Source organism: uncultured Virgibacillus sp. (genome assembly GCF_947495635.1).
Taxonomy (GTDB): domain Bacteria; phylum Bacillota; class Bacilli; order Bacillales; family Amphibacillaceae; genus Virgibacillus; species Virgibacillus salarius.
Genome location: NZ_CANMAB010000064.1, coordinates 1 through 22,581, shown reverse-complemented (window position 1 = coordinate 22,581; position 22,581 = coordinate 1). Strand labels below are relative to the sequence as shown.

Below are 22,581 nucleotides of genomic sequence, written 5' to 3'. Positions count from 1 at the left end.
AATCCTTAACTTTCCTTCATTCCAAATATCCGCATCCTCTAATGCTTCTCCATTCAGTTGCGTCGATCCGGCTACCAATTCAAGTCCAGCTGGAAGCATATCTTCAATCGTTCCATTCCAGACACCACTCGGTGACTCATTCACTGCTTCAATCGTATACGTTAGGATGTTTCCAACATACGCAATCGATTTGTCTACATCTTTCATTAAAGTAATTTCCACAGGCAGAATTGGTGTTGTTACTTCATTTGAATTAGCTGTCATCAATGTATTATCAAATAGATTTGTATATATAGTCTCTGCTTGGTTCATAACCGTGTCATTCACATGACTTGACATGGCCTTCACTTTAAACTGTACTGTAATTCCGTCTGGTAATTCTTGCGTGTTTGGTACATCTCCTAGCCCAATAGTAATTTGGCTATCATCTACTTCACCAGCATCGTCTCCGACTGCATCTGTTAAGTCACCCACAAGGCTCTCTGGTCCCTCGATAATTTTCAACGAGTCTGCGATATATTCCGTTCCTTCTGGGATCATATCCTGAAAAATCGCATCAGCAGCGATATCGCCACCTTGGTTTTTAATATTTACTTCATAAGTTATTTCATCACCAGCATAAACTTCTCCTTCTGGAGAAACTGTCTTTTCTAAAACAACACATGGTGGTGAACCTAAGAATAGATCATCCAAGAAATTTCCACTAGCTTTTCCACCAACTGCTTCAAAACCAAAACGTGTCGAAGTTTGACCTGATGGAACCGTATACACCCCTTGATAATAATGCCATTGAGTTTCATCACTAGTGACCGTCCTAAAAATCGGTAAATTCTCTGGTGCAATCGTGCTGGAACCAATTCTCACGGTCATTGTGTCTAGATTATCTGCAACACGGGCTCTGTGTGCAACCCTCCAATAAATGGTTTGACCTGGAACTGTTACAATATCTTGATAGAGCTGTGCCGCATTTCGACTATTTAATTCTGCAAATTGTTCTCCTTCTGCGGGATAAAAATCAAGACCTGGGCCCACAACATTAGTCGAATCTTCATAGATTGCCGGACCCATGATTTCAAATAGGTTTGCAGGATCTGTCGTTTTCCATCCCACCATTTTTGAAGCATCAAGATCCGCCCAACCCCTTTGCAATATATAGTCTGGATGACCTGTATAATAAGCAGGTTCTTCAAATCCACCATTTACTAATGCTATTGGCGCCGAACAAGCATCCGGTGTGTCCTTTAGTGGATAAATCGGAATTTCTTCTTGTGGATGTTGCTCTTCTACGTTATTACCCGTTACCGATGCGGTATTTATAACCCTTGCGCCTACTAGCTCTTCTGACACCGTTACCTTAAATTCGATCTCATGCCATTCCGTATCTACGACATCACCGATTTGTCCTGAAACAACGTTATTCACCATTTGACCGGCATCATCACCAGCAGTATCTGTTACCGGTTGACCATCGACGGTTAAACTCCCATCTTGATAGACCAATCCAGGTAGTATAGTATCTGAGATGGTCATATTCTCAATGATACTTCTATCTACTGTGTTTCTTGCTAGAACCTTATAAATCAGCGTATCTCCTGCTTCAGCATGTAAAGTATCAGTATTACCTGCAGCTTTTTCAATTGTGACCGATTTATTTGTTTCCATAACAGGTACTTGCGCTGGAATAATCGTAATTTCTGCTTCTGGGTATTGTGGATCAACGTTTAATCCATCTACGGTAGCTACATTCTGAATAGTATCTCCCATTCTATCAGGAAGTACTTTCACTTCAAATTCGACCGTATGCCATTCTGTATCCAGTACATCACCAATTTCTCCTAAAATTTCTCCTTCAACTACTTGCCCCCAATCACCATCTTCAACATCTGTAGTCGATTGTCCATCTACTGTTAACGTACCAGGAATATATTCCAACCCTTCAGGGATTTTGTCAGAAATTGTCAAACCCTTTAAAATACTAGGAGATTCTATAGTATTCCTTGCTTGAATCTTGTAAAGTAATATATCACCCGCTTCTGGAGATTCTGAGTCCCCTCCTCCTTTTTCTAATATCTGAACTTGCTTTTCACTTTCTAATTTAGGTGGGTATGGATCGAAGTATGGTGTTACAGATGATCCTAAATCACCTACAGCTTCTGGGGACAGGTCTGTCATCCTTCCCAAGTTCGTAAGAGTGCCATCCACTTGACTAATTTCATAAAATAAAGGACGTCTGTTTCCCTCGCCAACTGATACTAAGACATCACCATCGGGAAGAAAACTAAGACCTCTTACTCCATACTCCAAACTATCAAGACCCGGTACTGGCGTTACACGTAATATTTCTGATGTATTTGGATTTATTTGTACCAATGTATCTTTTTGAGTAACCCACATATATCCATCTGAATCAATTATCATATCTGCTCCCAAGTTAGCAAGGGGCACACCAGTATTATTCACAAGGGGGGTTCTCCCTGTCTCACCAGTTTTTACATTGACGTATTCAATGAAAGGGTTGTTTTGATTGTTATACGTAATGTAATAATATTTATCCCCATATATCGAAGCATTGACTGTATCACGTTCCAAAGGTGTTACTAAAGTAGCCTGTCCATCGCCATCGATTCTATATAATCTAAGAGAACCAGCGGGCGTACGTCCACGAACATAAATATAACCTTCCTCTGAGACAGCTAATGCATTTAAATTATTTATATTAGCGGGCAATCCCGAAATATCAATGAATCCCTTCACTATAGTTGGATCATTTCCGTCAAATTGATATATTCTGTTAAATGTAGAGTCAGACGATGATCCGTATGAATCTATACGATTAATCTCAAACATACTCGTATTCAAAGGCTGAATATCATTGGTTAGAGACTCTTCTTGTTCCTCAGATTTAGTAGCCATCTTCAATTCCTCAGAGTTTTCAGCTACTGTTACATCCTCTTCATTTTCCAAGCTGTCTGATTTTTCATCTTCAATAACTTTATCTGCAGCTTCATTTCTCTCTGTAGGTTCTTCACTAGTTTGTTGCTCTTCTTCCGTGCCCTCTCCCGTATCTAACTCTGATTTAGATAGAATCATCGTTACTGGATTCGTTTCAATTGCTGGGTTAGCGTTAACGACAATTTTCGCCATGTTTTCAATTTTTTCTCCAGGATCAACCTTTTCTTGGATCTGCACAGTTATCTGCAGCTTCAATTCTTTCTCTGTAAGTTCTTGAAGTTGATCTTCCATTAATTCCAAAGAAACCTCTTGCCCATCTGTAATGACCTCTAACGTTTCTTCTTCCCCATCCACAAGAATTTTTGTGCCTTGTACAGCCAAACGTTGATCTAATGTATCACTAACTATCATTGTTTCATAGCCCGAAATATCCTTTGGTAGAACTACATTCACATTATACGTGTAGTCTTCGCTTTTAATGACTTCCTTACTATCTACTCCATCCACATCCAAAGTGGCCACCACAGGCTCATTTTGCATATTATCTTCCATCGCGTAGATAATATAGGAACTCATTTGGCTATAAATGATAAAAATGGTCATTAGTACTATTAAAAATTTCTTTCCTATCCAATCATTTCTCCTAGAGTGCACATTAAGGTTTCTCATAAATCCACCTCCAATTTAATCTCTTACTTCAACAGTAGCTGGATTCGTTTTTTGTTCAATCTTTACCTCTTTAACAGTATCTTCTGTTGGAACAGGCTTTTCCGTCCCATCAGATTCTGTCAATGTACTGATTAAAAATAGCGAAACAGCTACAATAAAGGAACATAGTAAGGCAATTAAGATAGATTTTCTACCTGATTTATAACGCTTTCTGCTTCCCAAAAACTCCCCTCCCCTCTTCTGATGCCAAGTTTCCATATAGAAAATTCTTAATTTTTATTAATAACAGATCAATCTATACAAATTCTATATAAGATGTATGGTTAAATTAAAAAACGCACCCTACAAGGTGCATTTTTAATTTACAGCTATTCATTTAAACAACCGTGAAAATATAAAGGGAATTGATCGAGATGAACAGAAACAGAATAAATTTGGACTAAAACTCATGTTTATATTTATTTTTTTTATACCAATCAACAATTTTTTTACTTGGACTTATATTTAATTCTCTAGTAAAAATCGCATCAAGCTTTTCCCACTGTTGGTCAACTTCCTGAAACATTTTCTTTGATGCATAAATTTTCATTAGTTCAAAATAACTTTCTTCTTCTTCAGGATACAAATGTTGAATTTTTTGATGTATTTTAATTACTTTATCAGTATTGGAAGTTTTTTTATAATAAGAACTCAGTGTCAAACCTACGTCAACCCATAATCTTCGAAGCCGCTCTTTTTCTCCCTCTTTCCACAGGTAACCATAGTCACCTAAGTAATCTCCCGTATATTGAAAAAAAACCATTTCGTATTCCATGACATTTCCTTCAGATGGTTCTCCTAACTGATTCACCTGATTTTCCCATATTTCTGTATCAATTAGAGTATTTCTAGTATAAAGACAGTAACCACCACTCGTACTGTTAATTGAAATAGCTTCTAGTCCAATTCGTGTGAGTAATAGTCGAATTTGATAAATTGTAGAATAAAGTTGCTGAGCTCCTGCAGTATATTCAAAGTCTGGCCATAATAATTCGATTAGTGTCTCTTTATGAACAATCTTATTTCTATGGTATAGCAAGTAAGCAAACAATTCCTCCGATTTAGATGTCCTCCATTTAAATAATTTTTGTTCACTACCTTCTACCTGATATTTAAGATGGTTAAAACATGAAAGATAAATTTTCCTCTCTGAAATGGGTGTTTCACAATTTAAATAATTACTCTTCATGTGCTTTCTCAGACGTTCAATCGTTTTTTTCAACCGTTTTAACTTAATCGGTTTCATTATAAAATCTACAGCTTCAAGATCAAATGCATTTCGGGCATAACTACTATAACCTGTTACAAAAACTATACTTACATTAGGATTTAGTTCTTGTATTTGTACTGCAAGCTCTAAACCATTTATATCCGGCATTTGAACATCTAAGAAAATCACATCCGGAGAAAGAGATGTTATATTATCAAGAAGCTGTATAGCATCTTGGTAAACACCTATAACTTCAGCATCATGATATTCAGTTTCCAATAGTTTTTTCAGCCAGAGTAATGAATAATACTCATCATCTATCAATATTATACGAATTTCTATCATCCTTTCTAATAATAATCTTTGTGTTTAAATAGTGAAATATATTTAATAAAATAACTAATTTTAGAAAAATTTGAGTAACAAACATAACAATTAATTATTGACATTAATGTGATTAAAAAATCCTTCTATTAAATTTTAATACTGCCTTCAAAAAAATCTTCCGCAATCAATTCAAATGCAAATTCCAGCCAATCATTATCCAAAGAACGGTATAAGTAACCCAGGTAATATTTTTCACTTTCTGTACCTTCAAAAAAACATGCTAGTTTCAAAAAAGTTGATTGAATTTGATCTAGGCCTTCCAATGTCCCTTCGGAACACATATTACCTTCTATAGCATGAATTCTCTCTTCCAACTCTGGTAACCTTTCAATGATTCGCTGGGTTGCTTTTTTCATAAATAATCCCTTCTTATCTGATATTAAAAAAATTCAATTAACCCTCTAATAATGTGAATATTTACAAATTCATTCTGAATATTACACCTAAAATCAGCTCCCTTTGTGATTTTCACTGTAAGATAAACCGACATATTATTACAAAATATTCAGCAGTTTACACCATTCCCCTATACAGATTCTATACATAAGAGAATCCTCCTTCGCATAGACAATCGCAAATAATATAACTGAAACTATGAAATTTTAGTATTAGTAATGCCGTTTTCTATGGGAAATGAAGGGGAATATTGCTTTAGAACCAAGTATGTTCAAAACATAGATGGGATAGAATAGATTCCTCTTCAACGTGGTATATTCATTGTTATGACGTTTTGTCAAAAACTCAAAAATTAAGTAGACTATTTTCAAAGATGTAAGAATTTTTCATAGAAATAAATTAAATTGTCCAATTTATTTCAGAGCAATAAATCTATATCTTTAAGCTATATTTTCTTTACAAAAAAGAGATAGAATTTCATATAGCGTTTCAGACATTTCTGTTGTTTTTCCTTCTATTATCACTAGTCAAACTACTTACTTATTCTATTTTATAAAATAGTTAGTAACTATGGAATTTATCTTTATTTAATAAGAGGGATATTGTAAGATTATTTTATAAAAAAAAACAATTGGAGAACAGATGAAGAAATTTAAATGGGTTTTGTTTTTATTTCTATTTATAATCGTTATCACATGTTTACGATTAGGTTGGCATACTTTTTATCCACAAAATAAAGAGATTCAATTTGATAGTGGGATCTTAGAATTGGACAAAGAAAATTTTCCAGTTGATCAATCAATTTCTTTAAGCGGAAAATGGGTTTTTTATCCAAATTCACTTCTCTCTCCTGAAGAGATAAATAATTCACCTTCTTTTCCAAATAAGGAGTATAGAGAATTCCCGAAAGGTTGGAATAAATTTTTAGATGGGGATTCTTATAAATATGGTACGTTTCACTTAAAGATAAAGTTGTCTGAAAATATTGATGAAAACGTATATGGAATACGTATGATAAAAATTCCATCAGCGTCACGGCTATATATTAATGGAAAGCTAGTTGGACATTCAGGTATTCCTTCTGTTAATGAGCATAAATATACAGCACAAAGAGTTCCCTATTCCACTACCTTTTCACCTGAAGATCATGAGATAGATATTGTTATTCATGTTGCTCATGGAGGATACAACTTACGATCAACTGAAGGGGACTTTATCGAATTCGGTTCTAATCGTGTCATTGCAAAGAGCAATACATTATCAATTTTTAGCCAATTATTTGTTGTTGTTGTGCTCATTATTGTTGCAGTATACTCTTGTTTACTTTTTATTGTTAACAACAATAAAAAGGTATTAGTATATTTTACGTTGTTGCTTTTAAGTGCCTGCTTATTAATATTATTAGATTTTGATAAGTTATTGTTACATATCATTCCATTAAATTATCAACAGTCAACCAAATTGGTATATGCTACCATTACTTGTATAATGTTGTTTTTAACCTTATTTTTTAAATATTTAATACCAACTTATTCGAGCACAAAATCAACTATTTTTTTTCTGATTATTAGCTTGTGTAATATTTTATTTATAGTTGTAGTACCTTTTTCTATTTTCCGAGAATGGCTATTTACTCAATTGTTTTTCTCGGTTTTTCCAACAATGTTCATAGCCAGGCAATTAATTACCGCAATGTCTAATCAGTTAAAGGATTCTATCTTCCTACTATTAAGTACAGTTTCTATTATGAATAACATACTCTGGGGATTACTTTACCACCGGACAGAAATAAGACATATTTTTTATCCTGGAGACTTAATTCTCGCTATTTTTTTCTTTTCGGTTTTTTGGTTAATCCAGTTTTTTAGAAATGTACATCAAGTGGAAATATTATCACACGAACTTTTGTTATCTGATAAACGAAAGGATGACTTTTTAGCAACCACCTCACATGAATTGAGGAGTCCACTTCATAGTATAATTAATATTGCTCATTCTATTATTAATAATAAGAAGAATGTCCTCGAAAAGAGAGATAAAAAAGACTTGGAATTATTATTAACTGTCGGAAAAAGAATGTCATACATGATTAACGACTTGTTAGACTTGGCAAGAATTAAAGAAAATCGTTTAAGAATCCAACGTAAACAAACAAATCTTTCTTCCGCTGTTATCATTACGATACAAATGATGGACTATATGGTAAGAGATACTGGCGTAAAGATTATAAACGATGTTCCTAAAAGTATACCTGACTTGTATGTTGATGAAAGTAGGCTTACCCAAATTTTAGTAAATTTATTGCATAATGCCATAAAATATACAAGAAAGGGAACAATTACGATATCAGCGGAAAAAACAATTGATAATTTTATAATTATTAAAATAGCTGATACCGGTATTGGGATAGATCAAGATAGCCTGGAACGTATTTTTCAACCTTATCATCAGTCCGAGGATATTGGTGGTAATGGGATTGGGTTAGGATTAACAATAACAAAAAAATTAATTGAACTGCACGGAGGAAAAATAAATGCAAAATCGTCAATTGGAAAAGGTACAACTATAACCTTTACTCTTCCTGTATTTATAAAACAATCTGGCTCTAACCCGTTGGAAATTGGTGACAATCTCGACTTCCATATTGAAGATACTTCTTTTCAGGTGCATGATATAGAAACAGCTAATGTGTATTCAGATAAATCATTTACGAAGAACAATAATAAAAAAACAAAAGTATTACTAGTCGATGATGAAAGTATAAATCTCCATGTATTATCTAGAATTTTATTGGATGACTCATATGAATTAACTAAGAAAACAAGTGCTAAAGAAGCATTACAATTAGTTAAATCTAGGCAATGGGACCTTGTTATTAGTGATGTTATGATGCCGGAGATGACGGGTTTTGAATTAACCAAGGAAATTCGTGCAATCTATGATGTTTTTGAATTACCGATTCTATTATTAACAGCAAAAAGTACACCAGAAGAAGTTAAAAAAGGATTTTGGTCTGGAGCGAATGATTATATTATTAAACCGGTTGATCCAATTGAATTAAAAGCTCGTGTCAACGTTTTAACAGAATGGAAACAAGCAGTAATGGATCGGTTAAGTATGGAAGCTGCATGGTTGCATGCGCAAATCAAACCACATTTTATCTTTAATACGTTAAATTCTATCCTGTATTTAGTCGAAGAAGATAAAGAAAAAATGGCGTTTGCTCTAGAACAATTTACCGATTATGTACAAACAACATTTGATTTTAAAAATACAGATCACTATGTACCACTCTCAAAAGAATTACGATTAGTGAAAGCTTATGTAGAAATTGAGAAGATTCGTTTTAATAATCGACTAACAGTTGTTTGGGATGTTAATTATGAATCTAACGCGTTTATCCCACCACTTACTATCCAAACCTTAGTAGAAAATGCTATTCATCATGGATTAGTGGTCAGAAATAGCCCAGGGGTATTAACACTCAAGATAAACGAAATAGGGAACAAAATTCATATCATGATAAAAGATAATGGAGTAGGAATGAGTGAGGAAAAAATGGAAGAAATACTAACCAGAAATGATAAGAAGAGCGTTGGGATTTATAATACTAATCAGCGGCTAAAGCAGTTGTTTAACGTAGATTTGAATATCGATAGTAACAAAACAGAAGGAACTACCATTACATTTCAACTTCCTTCAAGGATAAATAGCGCCATATGACATGTTTTGAAATTTATTTTTTAATTGAGTCAATTTCATAATTGCTCTTTTTAAAAATACAAAGACGATCAGAATTCTAGTCTTGCATTCTTAAAAACAGAAATCATGCAGTTTTGTGTTGATTTAATTGTGCATTAATACGGTCTGCGGCTAATTTTGAAGCATTGTAAATAAGCGTGATGATATCAAAATGAATTTTGGCGCGTTTTCCAGTACGATATCGAATGTTATTAAGTTGAAAGAATTCCTTAAGATATGCGTTTACTCTCTCGACAGCTGTACGACGCTTAAAAATGTTTTTCCAGGCTTTAGACCCACGAACTGGTGCAGTATATCTTCTGAGATCTTGCGTTATCTTTACTTTATATACCTGTTGGCAGATACCTTCAGTAGCCAAAGGACAGTTGTTACACTCTTTTGGTCTTGTGTATTTTAAGGTTTCATAGTTAGCATCAAAACTGTCATACCGATAAGAATGCTCCCTAAAACAAGTTGGAGCAAAGTTTTATCGAAGCCTATAGGCTCTCTTTCATTTCGCTTATTGTATGCAATGACAGATTGTTGTCCCATGTCATATACCTGTTGGTATATGGGTTCATAATCATACCCTTTATCCATGGTTTGATAGTGCAAGGTTGGAAGGGAGAGGCGTTCATCAATCCTTTTCAATAATGGAATAGCTGCCTTGCCGTCATTTAAGCTACCAGACGAAAAAAGGGTCTGTAGAATATATTGGCTTGATGATCCGACCGCTAGGTGCCCTTTATAGCCAAACCAAAATACGTTTCTCCCTTCTGAGTTCTTCTTAACACCCCATTTTGGATCTTGAGGAACCTCCGTACGTAATTCGGCTAAAGGAACATCCAGTTGAGCTTCGATTTTCTTTTCGTAAAGAGGCAGGCTATCTTCTTTTTCAGCCTGTTCTTTTAACCATTGATCACGCTCTTTCTTGGGCTTTCGCCCACGCTTTTGTGGCTTGGAATTTGTTTTCTCTTTTTTAGGTGGTGCTTGATCTCGGGCTTCAAAATGAGTTGCATCGATAGCAACTGTATCATCCTGAATAAAACCTTCTGTAATAGCTCGAAGAACAACTTTTTCTTGTTCTTCTTCTAAGATGTTACATTCTTCTAACTTGGTTACAAGTCGAGAATAAGAAGCTTCTGAAGGGATATTGTCAGAAACTAGAAACCCACAGTTCAATTTAAAAGCAATATCATCGTTAAGGCGTTTCACTAGGTCCTTAATCGTTGAGATACGTTCCACGTACCTTATAAAAGTAGAAATAACCATTGCAGCATAATTAAGTTCTTCTGGCGCGCCAAGACGTGATCTTTTGGTTACTTTATGAAAAATTGCATCCAAATCTATCGCCGAAATAATTGCTTCATATTTTTGGGTAGGTTCCATATCATATAATTCTTGAATGCTAAATAAGCTAATTTGTCGTATAATGGTCATAAGGAGCACTCCTTCTGTCTTTTTTGGTTGTTTTGGTGAACTACCATTATACAAGATTTGGGGAGGTGCTTCCTTTTTTATGTTTTTAACCCCTTGCCCCACAAGGGCTGGGAATTATGAAATTCATTCAATTATATAATAATTAAATGACAGAGAAAAAATGACGTATGTTTTAACATACGCCATTTTTTATTGAAATATAAACTAACCCATATAATAATTGAGAACAATTTCTAACTCGCAGTTCATCTCTGCTATTAAGCTTATAGTAATTAAAAAGATTATGATTTTAATAATTTAACGAAACAATATCCTCATCTCCAAATAATTAATGAATATTATTAATTAGAATCGAAAAAGTATAGGTAAAATCACTAAAAATCACAAAAGGTAAGTACACTTTCTTCATGCCCTGATGTCCGCACAAGACTTATCAAAGTATATCCACAACAAATTATCTTATTTAAGACTAATCTTCAAATATATAATTGCTATGAGTTTATTGTTTATTGCTTATATATTTATTATTCCTCGACATTAAGTCAGATAAATAGGAGGATAATAATTTGTCCATTCTCTAATACTTCATGTTCATTATGGCAATCTTTAAATCTCTTCTTCTATCTCTTGAATAAGATCTTTTAATATTTCCTGATTCAATATTATTTTTCCATTAGCAAGAATAATATTATTCTCTGATACCTTACCTGTAATCATACAAACATTACTGGATACAAATTTTCGAAAGATAATTTTATCCCCATCTACAAAGATTTCTAATAGATCTTTCGCTTTAATATTTAGTTCATCTCTGAATACGCTAGGAACAACAATTTTCCCCCAATTATCAACTTTGCGTAAAACCCTAGTACTTTTCATACTGTTTCCTCCATTGATGACGAAATAATGAAATAAATGATTACCATATAGAAAGAAGTAAAGCCCATTAAAATAACACCAATCCTCCTGAATAGAATATGTTTTTTCCTTCTCATGTACATCTATTACATATTTTTGTGTTGAATTAATACACCTAAAAAAATACCCTATTAAGTGCTTTCTATTATTCAACACTTATTTTATTGATCATTTATTTCTTGCTAGAATCCAGTATCAATGATTTTTTAGAACTGGTTGTAAAAAATAATGAATAACTTTAATATAATTAACTAAAATTACGCTATACAAAATCTATACAAATAAAAAGGTAATCATAGAATACTACCAGCGCTTCGGAAATTTTGCGCACTAAGTACGAAGCAATTTTAACGCCAAAAAGCCGATCTCCTATAAGTTAAGGAATCGACTTTTATATTTTTAAATATGTTTAATTGAATTAATCTCAAAGTAAATTTTATGTATTTGTTTTGTATACCTATCGATAAATTATAAGCTTGTTCTATGAGCCGAAGAGAGCACTTACATAGTTGGGTTACCGTCAGGAAAATACAGATGTACAATCAATACTAAAAAACCCAACTTCTCCGTTAAATTAATAGAGAAATTGGGCTTTTTCATTATTCTATAACCTTTTAATTTATATATACATAAAATGCATACTTCATCGTCTAAAGAATAGTAACTTTGGTACCTGTTAAATTAGCTATATACACTTCGTACAACATTGGTTTGCGAGCGATCCGGTCCAACAGAAAAGATGGATAATGGAATCTCCGTTAACTGAGAAACACGTTCTAAATAATGACGTGCATTCTCAGGGAGCTCGTGCAAGCTTTTCACATTTGTGATATCTTCTGTCCATCCAGGCATTTCCTCATAGACTGGTTCACATTCAGCAAGTGCCGCTAAACTTGCTGGAAATTCCTTAATAATTTCCCCTTTATAACGATAAGCTACACAAATCTTCAATGTTTCAATACCTGTTAGTACATCGATAGAATTTAAAGATAAATCTGTAATACCACTTACACGACGTGCATGACGAACAACAACACTATCAAACCAGCCAACACGACGCGGTCTCCCTGTTGTTGTCCCATATTCACGACCAACCTCACGAATCTGGTCACCAATCTCATCATGTAACTCCGTTGGAAACGGTCCATCACCTACACGCGTTGTGTATGCTTTGGAAACACCTACTACATGATCAATCTTTGTAGGCCCAACACCAGAACCAATGGTTACTCCTCCAGCAATTGGATTAGAAGATGTTACAAAAGGATAGGTTCCTTGATCAATATCAAGCATGACACCCTGCGCACCTTCGAATAATACTCTGCGTCCATCGTCTAAGGCATCATTTAATACAACAGATGTATCACATACATATTTAGCCATTTGTTGCCCATAATCATAATATTCTTCGAGAATATCCTCTACTTGAATAGGTTCTACCTCATAAACCTTCTCAAACAAACGATTCTTCTCTTTTAAATTTTGCTCTAATTTTGCACGAAACGTTTCTTTATCCATTAAGTCCGCAATGCGGATACCGCATCTCGCTGCTTTATCCATATATGCTGGACCAATTCCTTTTTTAGTCGTTCCAATTTTATTTTCGCCTTTTTCTTCTTCCTGCAAGATATCTAATTTTAAATGATATGGCAAGATGACGTGAGCACGATTACTTATCCGTAAATTATCTGTAGATACATTACGTTCGTGTAGATAAGCAATCTCCTCCACAAATGCCTTTGGATCGATTACCATACCATTACCCAATACACATGTTTTTTCATTAAAAAATATTCCAGATGGAATTAAATGTAATTTATACGTGATGTCATCAAATTTAATCGTATGCCCTGCATTGTTACCTCCTTGATATCGTGCAACAACCTCTGCATTTTGCGATAGGAAGTCCGTAATCTTTCCTTTCCCTTCATCGCCCCATTGTGTTCCAACTACTACTACTGATGACATGGTGCACCTCCACTGAATTAATATATATTATACGTTTTTCTTTAATCACAAAAGTAATTTTATCAGTATAAAATCAGATAGTCAATTCAAAACACGAACATTTATATAGAAATTAATGTAATTGTTCGGTAAAGTTGATTAAAAAGAATCAAAGCGCAAACACCCGTTTAAAAACGTAGCGGCTGGAGCACGTCAACGGAGATAAAAAATCACGGTGAGCTTGCGATCCGCTGATGACTTAGATTAGGACAATTTGTGAAGTCGCCTAGTTTCTAGACGAGGGCTCAACACGCCACTATTTATCCACACACGCTAATTTTATAATTTCTAAACATAAAAGAGGCTGGCACAAAACACAACTTCTTTACTCAAAATACGAATAATCATATTATCAATCTGAGTATCATCGCCACATCGTGAAAATATACGCGCTTTCCACGGGCACGGACTCCGCTAACTTAGTAAAGAAAAACACGTTACCTCGTGGATCTTCGGACAAACTGTAGACATAGTAACTTGATATTTTGCGAATAACTGGCTATGTGTTAAACCATTCTTAAAAGCCAACAATACTTCATATTTCCATTCTACTGAATATGATTTGTGAGTCATAAAAACTCCCCTTAATGTAGAAACAGATTTTTACTTTTTAATCTGTCTGCCTTAAGGGGAGCATATCATTTCAACTAATTATCGTTCGTTTTAATTGTCTCTTCATTCTTTTTTCTCACTCTCTCTAAATTAAACAGGGACTGGTGGTACATCACTTTCTTGATAACGATGATCTAAATCAACGAATTTATTGTATTCCTTAACAAAAGCTAATTCTACATTTCCTACTGGACCATTACGTTGTTTAGAAATAATGATTTCGATTATATTTTGTTTTTCCGATTCTGAATCATAATAATCATCACGGTATAAGAAACCGACGATATCCGCATCTTGCTCAATACTACCAGATTCACGTAAGTCCGACATCATTGGACGCTTATCCTGTCGTGATTCAACACCACGTGATAACTGTGAAAGGGCAATTAGTGGTACATTCAATTCCCGAGCTAAACCTTTTAAAGAACGAGATATTTCTGATACTTCCTGTTGTCTATTTTCCTTGGAATTTGCACTACCCTGAATAAGCTGCAAATAATCGATCAATATCATTCCAAGCCCATGCTCCTGCTTGAGACGACGACATTTAGAACGTATATCAGCAACACGTACTCCAGGTGTATCATCTATATAGATCCCAGCATTCGATAAGCTCCCCATTGCCATAGTTAGCTTACTCCAGTCATCAGCTTGCAACTGACCATTACGTAGTCGTTGTGCGTCAATATTTCCTTCTGCACAAAGCATACGTTGAACTAATTGATCTGCTCCCATCTCTAAACTAAAGATAGCTACATTTTCATCCGTATTAACGGCTACATTTTGAGCTACATTCAACGCAAATGCAGTTTTACCTACAGATGGGCGGGCAGCGACAATAATAAGATCATTACGCTGAAATCCAGAAGTAATCCGATCCAAATCTCGGAATCCAGTCGGTATCCCTGTCACATCAGCACTTTGATGATGAAGTTGTTCAATATTGTCATAAACATCAATTAGTACATCCTTGATGGCCTTAAATGCTCCAGAATTTTTCCTTCCAGAGACATCTAAAATACTCTTTTCTGCCTCATTAACAACATCTTCTACTTCATCTTGTCGTTCGAAACTAGAAGTAACAATGTCTGTTGCTGAACGTATTAGCCTTCTAAGTAATGCCTTTTCCTCTACAATTCGACAATAATAACCGATATTAGCTGCTGTAGGTACACTTTCCGCAACCTCTGATAAATACTGAACGCCACCAGCTTCTTCTAACTGCTGTGCATTATGCAAATAGGAAGTTACTGTGACAACATCAATCGGCTCCCCACGATCAGCAAGGGCAATCATGCTTGCAAATATCCGCTGATGACTAGCACGATAGAAATCTTCTGGTACCAGTATCTCTGAAGCAGCAGAAAACGCATCTGGATCAATGAAAACCGCACCAATAATGGATTGCTCAGCTTCTATATTATGTGGTGGAGTACGATCATTCCATGACTCATTCATTGATTGTTTTCCCCTCTCTGAAGATGTAAATCTAAGCGCAGGGCGCCTGTTTTACTAGATGTTTCTACAACGTATTATTTTTCTGCAACATGTACTTTGATTGAACCTGATACCTCTGGATGTAGCTTAACCGGAACAGTTGTATAACCTAATGCTCGGATAGGTTGGTCCAATTCTATTTTACGTTTATCAATTTTATACCCGTAGTCTTTCTTCAATGCTTCAGAAATTTGCTTGCTCGTTATAGAGCCAAATAACCTACCATTTTCCCCAGACTTAGCACTTAGTTCTACAGTTAAGTCCGCAAGCTTATCTTTTAGATCCATTGCTTCTTCCTTTTCTTCCTGTTCTAGCTGCTCATCTTTACGCTTCTTCGCTTCTAATGCTTTCATATTACCGTGCGTTGCTTCTTCAGCTAGGTTGTTCTTTAATAAGTAATTACGCGCATATCCATCAGATACATTTTTAACGTCGCCTTTTTTTCCTTTTCCCTTTACATCTTTAAGAAATATTACTTTCATTCTGATTCGCTCCCCTCATAATATTCATCTAAAATTTCTTTTAATAATCGCTCTGCTTCTACAATTGTCATATTATCTATTTGTGTGGCTGCATTCGTCAAATGGCCACCACCATTCATTTTTTCCATAATCACTTGAACATTGACGTCTCCTAAGGATCTAGCACTGATCCCTACCCTTCCATCCTTCCGCTCTGATATAACAAAGGAAGCTGTAATCCCACTCATTGTTAAAAGTATATCAGCTGCTTGAGCAATTAGTACAGGGCCATGAACTTGCCCTTCTTCTGCACTAGAAATAGCAATTTTATCTCGATATACTTTCGATCGCTCGATTAGTTTACTTCGTTCCACATATACATCAATATCTTCCTTCAAAAATTCCTGAACGAGTACTGTATCAGCCCCTTTTGCTCGAAGATATGATGCTGCATCAAAGGTTCGTGAACCTGTTCTTAGTGTAAAGCTTTTTGTGTCTACGATGATTCCTGCTAACAGCGCTGTTGCTTCAAGCATTCGTAGCTTTAATTTTTTGGGTTGATATTCTAATAACTCTGTCACTAACTCAGCTGTAGAGGATGCATAAGGCTCCATATATACTAACGTTGGATTTTCGATAAACTCTTCTCCACGTCTGTGGTGATCGATGACCACCTTATAATCCGTCTTCTGTAAAAGTGTTTCACTAGCTACCATTGATGGACGGTGTGTATCAACTACTACAACTAGACTTCTCGCACCGATAAGTGATTCTGCTTCCTCTGGATCTACAAAATGCTGCCATATCCTCTCTTCCTCACGAATCGCATTGACAAGGCGATATACACCTGTATCGATATCTTCTGGGTCAAATACGATATGTCCCTCTACATCGTTGGCAATTGCAATATTAAGGATTCCGATAGCAGCCCCTAATGCGTCCATATCAGGCGCTTTATGTCCCATAATAATGACATTGTCACTTGCCTTTATCAGTTCCTTTAAGGCGTGGGAGATCACACGAGCCCTAACTCGTGTACGTTTTTCCATTGGATTGGTTTTCCCACCATAGAAACGAACCTTTCCAGATTCATCTTTTATTGCAACTTGATCTCCACCTCGACCAAGTGCAAGATCAAGGCTGGATTGTGCTAACTCACCGAGCGTAGGTAAATCCACATACCCAACACCTACACCAATACTTAATGTTAACGGCGTATTTCTTTCACCAATTAACTCTCTCACTTCATCAAGTATCTCAAATTTCACTTTTTCAAGCTGAGCCAAAATCTCTTTTGTCCCAACAGCGATAAAGCGCTCTTGAGATGTTCGCTTCAAATATAGTCCATGATGTTTTGACCATTTGTTTAAAACAGAGGTAACTTGTGAATTCAAATGGCTTTTATTTGTATCATCCATGTTCTGGGTAATTTCCTCATAATTATCAAGGAAAATAAATAATATAACGGTTTGTTCATTACGGTAGAGGTTTTGTAATTCTGATTGCTCCGTTCGATCAAATAAATAAAGAAGTCTCTCTTCCTTCTTTACTGTTGTCTGAAATACATAACCCTGTAATTCAAACCAAATTTCATCCTTATTTTCTTTAATTTTTGGTATTAAATCCTCTGATAACGAATGCAGAGAATTCCCAACTAAACTGTCATCATCAAATTGATTCATATATGGATTTGCCCATTCAATTTTATAATCCTCACTAAACAAAATAATACCAAACGGCATTTCCAATAATGCTTCTTCTCCCACTTTTTTAATTCGGTGAGATAATGTTGTTATATATTGCTCCGCTTCATCTTGAAGCGTTTGCTCAGAACGGATACTATAATAAAGCGAAACAGCTAAAAGCACAGTCATGATTAGTCCTACTACCCACTGGAAATACCAGATAACACTAAGCAGAATTATAGACAGCACATAAATGACCCATACATGATTTCTCAGTGTTGGCTTCTTTTGTTTATCTGACATCACATTCAGCTCCTACTGTGCATTACCTTTATTTTCATAGATCTGCTAATCCTTCTCTGCTAACTTATCTCTTAACCCAAACCCTAAATCAAATATTCCTATAAAGCGAATAATAAATAACATCATAGGGAAAAGCACTCCGATCACCACACAAATTATTGGAAATGCTTTTGTTATCTTCTTATAGTTAGCATAGAAAAACAGAAATGAAAAACCTTGAATCGTAACGAGCATTTGTGTTAAAAGTAATAAGTTTTGGGTCGCCATATATTGCAAGCTTTCCGGGTCCGTAAAAATAAATGCAAATAACAAAGCAATTACATATACAAAGATGATTGAATTCGGAAATCGCAATTCACGAAATGGTGGAAACCGCAAGTCTTTCCGTTCTATTCGATTTAGAAATTTATAACTGAACCATTGACTGAGAAATGCCATTAAAATAGCAATTGTAGCTAAGAAAAATGGAAACAGAGTTACAAACGCATGGATCGTTTGTTGCATGATCTCATCAATTTCTTCCAACTGCGCTTCAGCAGTGAATTGTTCGATCACACCTGTTGACATCTCCATAGATTCGTTAAATATTTGCTCCATTGTATCTATTACATTTATCTGAAATACAAATTGTGTAAAAACAAATGCAAATAATAATCCGATGATAAACCCAAAAGTCCCCCTTGCCCATGTCTCATAAGCAGAGAGCTTTCGATAAATAGAGCTACCAATCATAATCCCGCCTAACCCCATTAGAACTGTCATTGGTAACGTATAGACCGTTGTAAATAAGATCGTCATTACAATAGAAAAGGCAAACATGATTAGGGCTGGCTTCCAATCATACCTTGAACTATAAATAATAAATGGAATTGGCAATAAAAATATGGATACTATCGGTATAATTGGGACAAACAGGCTCACTAGCAATAATCCCATGAATATTAGTGTTAATAGCGCCCCGTCAGTTAGTTGTTTTGAATGATTCATTTTGCACCCCATCTTACTTTGGTTGTAACTACGTCATTATAATATGATAACATGTTTTCGTTGCAAATGGTTGTCGAAAAGCGTAGAAAAAATTATTTCCCGGGTAATAAATTACGGAATGAAGCCATAAAGGAGTACATATTTCTACAAGAATTGTAAGTAATTGTTATATTATCTCGCTTTCTTTCTTTTTTATGATAAATGTCATCCTTTTTTCAACTACTTAATAAGAAATTGTCCTTCGTTTCCTTTATAATAGTAAATGAAACTAACATGTAAGGATGACTTATATTGATTTTTCTAAATGCGTTTTTACATAGTATCAAATTACCTAGAAAGAAAGCAATCTTTCAGCTTAATCGTATAGGCATGGACATTACGATTATTTACATGTTTATTCTATTACTGCTTATATCTATTCCGTCTCTGATTGATCGAATCACAAATTCTAGTAGCCATAGCGCTGATCTTAGCTTTATCTTTTTGATTATTTACTTTTTCATTTTTTATTATTTGCCAATGGCTATTATCGTTTTTATATTACTTTCTGCTATAGCGTATATTGGTACTAACTTAGCGAAAATAATGGGTAGAAAACTAAAATTCTCGATCATTTGGAAAATGACTGCCTTTACTACGACGGTACCGTTTTTTCTTTACGCGTTAATAGCATTAACTACCCCAATTAGTGATCATTATTTATGGTTTTTTTGTGTTTATTCCCTTGTATTGCTAATTATGATTATATCTGTATATCCAAAACGCCGAACAAAATAGTCGAGCACAACTTATGACAAGGAGTTTTTAAATGAAATACCTCGTTCTGTTATTCTTTAGTTGTATTACGCTAACAGGTTGTTCCCTCTTTAATCAAGAGGAACCATTTCAAAAATCTACAGAAGCTAATAAACTCTTAGTTTCTGCCGCTGCAAGCTTAGCTGATGCTTTACCAGAGGTTATTACAGCTTTTGAAGAGGAATATCCTAACATTAATATAACCGTCAATTACGGAGGCTCTGGACAACTATCGAGACAAATTCAGCAAGGGGCTCCTGTCGACATATTTTTATCTGCAAATCAACAATGGATGGATACGCTTACAGAAGAGAAATTAATTGCTGAAGATACACGTACAGACGTTATCGGTAATCATTTAGTGTTAATTGGTAATAAGCAATCTTCACAGTCAATAGCTTCTCTTCAGCAGCTTTCCGACATGCAAATTGATCAAATTGCAATCGGAAATCCTGAGAGTGTGCCTGCTGGTATTTATGCCAAAACAGCATTGCAAAATAGTGGTGTTTGGCAGTCGTTAGAGGAGCAATTTGTGTATGCAAAAGATGTACGTCAAGCACTTACTTATGTAGAATCAGGTAATACAGAGCTTGGTTTTGTCTATGCATCTGATGCTGCTATTTCAAATGATATACGAATAATAACAGAAGTCGATGAGACGCTATATCCAGCTATTGTGTACCCTGCTGGCGTTACTTCATATAGTACAAACCGTCATGATGCAGAGACCTTTATCCATTTCTTGAAACAAGATAAGGCTGCGGCTATTTTCAAGTCCTATGGCTTCCGTAACATCCATTAATGTGCAAAGGTTGAAGTAGATATGGATTATACACCATTAATTTTATCAATTAAAATTGCTGGCATCGCAACTTGTATAGTATTTTTGCTTGGTGTAAGTTGTGCGCGATTAATTTCGCGAAATCAATTTCCAGGAAAACGGCTATTAGAAGCATTGTTTCTACTCCCACTTGTTCTTCCGCCGACTGTAGTTGGTTTTGGGCTTCTATTCATCTTCGGTAAAAACGGCCCAATTGGTCGTCTTTTACTCCAGTGGTTTGATTATCAGATTGTCTTTACTTGGGTTGGTGCAGTAATAGCTGCTGTGGTTGTATCATTTCCCTTGATGTACCAAAGTGCTGCTGCTGCATTTCTAAAATATGAGAAAAATCTTGAACACGCAGCACTTACAATGGGAGCATCTAAATGGAAAGTATTTTGGACAATTTCCTTCCCCTTAGCATGGCCAGGTTTGGTGGGAGGTTTTGTGCTTTCCTTTGCAAGGGCTCTTGGGGAATTTGGGGCTACTTTAATGGTCGCTGGTTATATACCTAATCAAACAAACACCATTCCTTTAACCATTTACTTTGCTGTAGAATCCGGAAATATGCAAACTGCTCTATTTTGGGTTATAGGTATTGTTATTGTCGGCTTTACTGCAATCCTTTGGCTTAATTGGTGGAGTGGTAGAAATATATTGAAGCTTACCAAAGAATAAGATACATCCAGACCTAGTCTATAAACGAATGTGACAATAAGAACGTTAGAATAATAGATTTGTCGCGTTTATAGCTTGATTTTTGATAAAGGAGCGAATTGTTCGATGCTTTCCGTTACGATCGAAAAAAGACGAAATCATTTTATATTAAATACGGCATTCGATATTCATAATGAAATCGTTGTCCTATTCGGACCCTCAGGGGCAGGTAAAACAACGATCTTAAATTGCATAGCTGGGCTAACTCATCCCGATAAAGGCAAAATCAGCCTTGGAGAGCGAACTTTATATCAGAATAAGCAGCAAAAGCCCGTTCCTATTCATAAACGTAGAATCGGCTATTTATTTCAGGACTATGCATTGTTTCCCCATATGTCAGTTGAAAAGAACATTCGTTATGGGATGAAAGATCCATTACTTGTTGAACAATTAATAGATATAACTCGGATACGCCCATTACTCCACCAATATCCACAACAAATATCAGGAGGGGAAAAACAACGTGTAGCATTAGTTAGAGCACTTGCTACCAAGCCGGAAGCTCTGTTATTAGATGAGCCATTTTCCGCTTTAGACGAGAAAACGCGTGCGGATTGCCAAAATGAATTAAAACGTCTTCATGATTATTGGAAAATACCTGTTATTTTAGTTACACATGATAAACAGGAAGCCGACATCCTGGGAGATCGAATCCTACATATAAAAGATGGGTCCTTGCATTCCCCTTAGATTACTTTATAAAAGCAACTAATACATGTATGAAACAAATGTGCTTTAATTAAACAAAACTAGAAAAAATGATTCGTGCAACGAAGTGACTCCGGAAATATACTTCGCTTTCCACGATTGACTAGAGCTATGTATTTAAGATCTCATTTAGATTGGCTTGTAGCTAATTTCTTCTTTATAAGAAAAACTGAGCAAAATTCGCTCAGTCCTTATCACTACATGCTCAGATTTACGCTTCCTCTAGTAGCTATTATG

Annotated in this window: 15 protein-coding genes and 1 pseudogene; 5 read left to right on the top strand and 11 right to left on the bottom strand. The window is 35.2% G+C overall.

Annotated features, from left to right (window positions below):
* The 4 genes from Q1A47_RS13665 to Q1A47_RS13650 all read right to left on the bottom strand — a co-directional run.
* On the bottom strand, nucleotides 1-3,621 hold a 3,621-nt coding region (locus tag Q1A47_RS13665), incomplete at its 3' end, for an isopeptide-forming domain-containing fimbrial protein (RefSeq protein WP_299632368.1).
* Between the two features lie 15 nt (nucleotides 3,622-3,636).
* Nucleotides 3,637-3,843: a hypothetical protein gene (locus Q1A47_RS13660; RefSeq protein ID WP_166530449.1), complete on the bottom strand. Its 207-nt coding sequence runs from the start codon at nucleotides 3,841-3,843 to the stop codon at nucleotides 3,637-3,639.
* 217 nt (nucleotides 3,844-4,060) lie between these two features.
* Nucleotides 4,061-5,194, bottom strand: coding sequence for a response regulator (locus Q1A47_RS13655; RefSeq protein ID WP_166530448.1), 1,134 nt, complete (start codon nucleotides 5,192-5,194; stop codon nucleotides 4,061-4,063).
* A gap of 149 nt (nucleotides 5,195-5,343) precedes the next feature.
* On the bottom strand, nucleotides 5,344-5,613 hold the full coding sequence (locus Q1A47_RS13650) for a hypothetical protein (protein WP_166530447.1): 270 nt from the start codon (nucleotides 5,611-5,613) through the stop codon (nucleotides 5,344-5,346).
* Between the two features lie 682 nt (nucleotides 5,614-6,295).
* On the opposite strand from Q1A47_RS13650, the gene Q1A47_RS13645 reads away from it, so the two are divergent.
* Nucleotides 6,296-9,376: an ATP-binding protein gene (locus Q1A47_RS13645; RefSeq protein WP_166530446.1), complete on the top strand. Its 3,081-nt coding sequence runs from the start codon at nucleotides 6,296-6,298 to the stop codon at nucleotides 9,374-9,376.
* Between the two features lie 103 nt (nucleotides 9,377-9,479).
* Here Q1A47_RS13645 and Q1A47_RS13640 read toward each other — a convergent pair.
* From Q1A47_RS13640 to Q1A47_RS13610, 7 genes and pseudogenes are all read right to left on the bottom strand, one after another.
* Nucleotides 9,480-10,834 (bottom strand): annotated as a pseudogene (locus Q1A47_RS13640) (IS1182 family transposase).
* Between the two features lie 606 nt (nucleotides 10,835-11,440).
* Nucleotides 11,441-11,713, bottom strand: coding sequence for an AbrB/MazE/SpoVT family DNA-binding domain-containing protein (locus tag Q1A47_RS13635; protein WP_166530445.1), 273 nt, complete (start codon nucleotides 11,711-11,713; stop codon nucleotides 11,441-11,443).
* Nucleotides 11,714-12,433: 720 nt separating this feature from the next.
* Nucleotides 12,434-13,720: an adenylosuccinate synthase gene (locus Q1A47_RS13630; protein WP_121604230.1), complete on the bottom strand. Its 1,287-nt coding sequence runs from the start codon at nucleotides 13,718-13,720 to the stop codon at nucleotides 12,434-12,436.
* Between the two features lie 741 nt (nucleotides 13,721-14,461).
* On the bottom strand, nucleotides 14,462-15,829 hold the full coding sequence (gene dnaB, locus Q1A47_RS13625; RefSeq protein ID WP_026680458.1) for a replicative DNA helicase: 1,368 nt from the start codon (nucleotides 15,827-15,829) through the stop codon (nucleotides 14,462-14,464).
* A 74-nt stretch (nucleotides 15,830-15,903) separates the two neighbouring features.
* Nucleotides 15,904-16,350: a 50S ribosomal protein L9 gene (rplI, locus tag Q1A47_RS13620; protein ID WP_026680457.1), complete on the bottom strand. Its 447-nt coding sequence runs from the start codon at nucleotides 16,348-16,350 to the stop codon at nucleotides 15,904-15,906.
* On the bottom strand, nucleotides 16,347-18,317 hold the full coding sequence (locus Q1A47_RS13615) for a DHH family phosphoesterase (protein ID WP_121604231.1): 1,971 nt from the start codon (nucleotides 18,315-18,317) through the stop codon (nucleotides 16,347-16,349). Before Q1A47_RS13615 ends, rplI begins: the two co-directional genes overlap by 4 nt.
* A 45-nt stretch (nucleotides 18,318-18,362) precedes the next feature.
* Nucleotides 18,363-19,304 carry a YybS family protein gene (locus Q1A47_RS13610; RefSeq protein ID WP_166530444.1) on the bottom strand — a complete coding sequence of 314 codons (942 nt, stop codon included), beginning with the start codon at nucleotides 19,302-19,304 and terminating at the stop codon, nucleotides 18,363-18,365.
* A 291-nt stretch (nucleotides 19,305-19,595) separates the two neighbouring features.
* Here Q1A47_RS13610 and Q1A47_RS13605 point away from each other — a divergent pair, with 291 nt between their 5' ends.
* The 4 genes from Q1A47_RS13605 (at nucleotide 19,596) to Q1A47_RS13590 (ending at nucleotide 22,326) form a co-directional block, all read left to right on the top strand.
* Nucleotides 19,596-20,081, top strand: a complete 486-nt coding sequence (locus Q1A47_RS13605; protein WP_166530443.1) for a DUF1189 family protein — start codon at nucleotides 19,596-19,598, stop codon at nucleotides 20,079-20,081.
* A 31-nt stretch (nucleotides 20,082-20,112) separates the two neighbouring features.
* Entirely contained in the window at nucleotides 20,113-20,901 is a 789-nt protein-coding gene (gene modA / locus Q1A47_RS13600; protein WP_026680453.1) for a molybdate ABC transporter substrate-binding protein, read from the top strand.
* 21 nt (nucleotides 20,902-20,922) lie between these two features.
* The gene (modB, locus tag Q1A47_RS13595) at nucleotides 20,923-21,597 is read left to right on the top strand and encodes a molybdate ABC transporter permease subunit (RefSeq protein WP_166530442.1); all 675 of its coding nucleotides are present in this window, start codon (nucleotides 20,923-20,925) and stop codon (nucleotides 21,595-21,597) included.
* Between the two features lie 105 nt (nucleotides 21,598-21,702).
* On the top strand, nucleotides 21,703-22,326 hold the full coding sequence (locus Q1A47_RS13590; protein WP_026680451.1) for an ATP-binding cassette domain-containing protein: 624 nt from the start codon (nucleotides 21,703-21,705) through the stop codon (nucleotides 22,324-22,326).
* Nucleotides 22,327-22,581 lie beyond the last annotated feature (255 nt).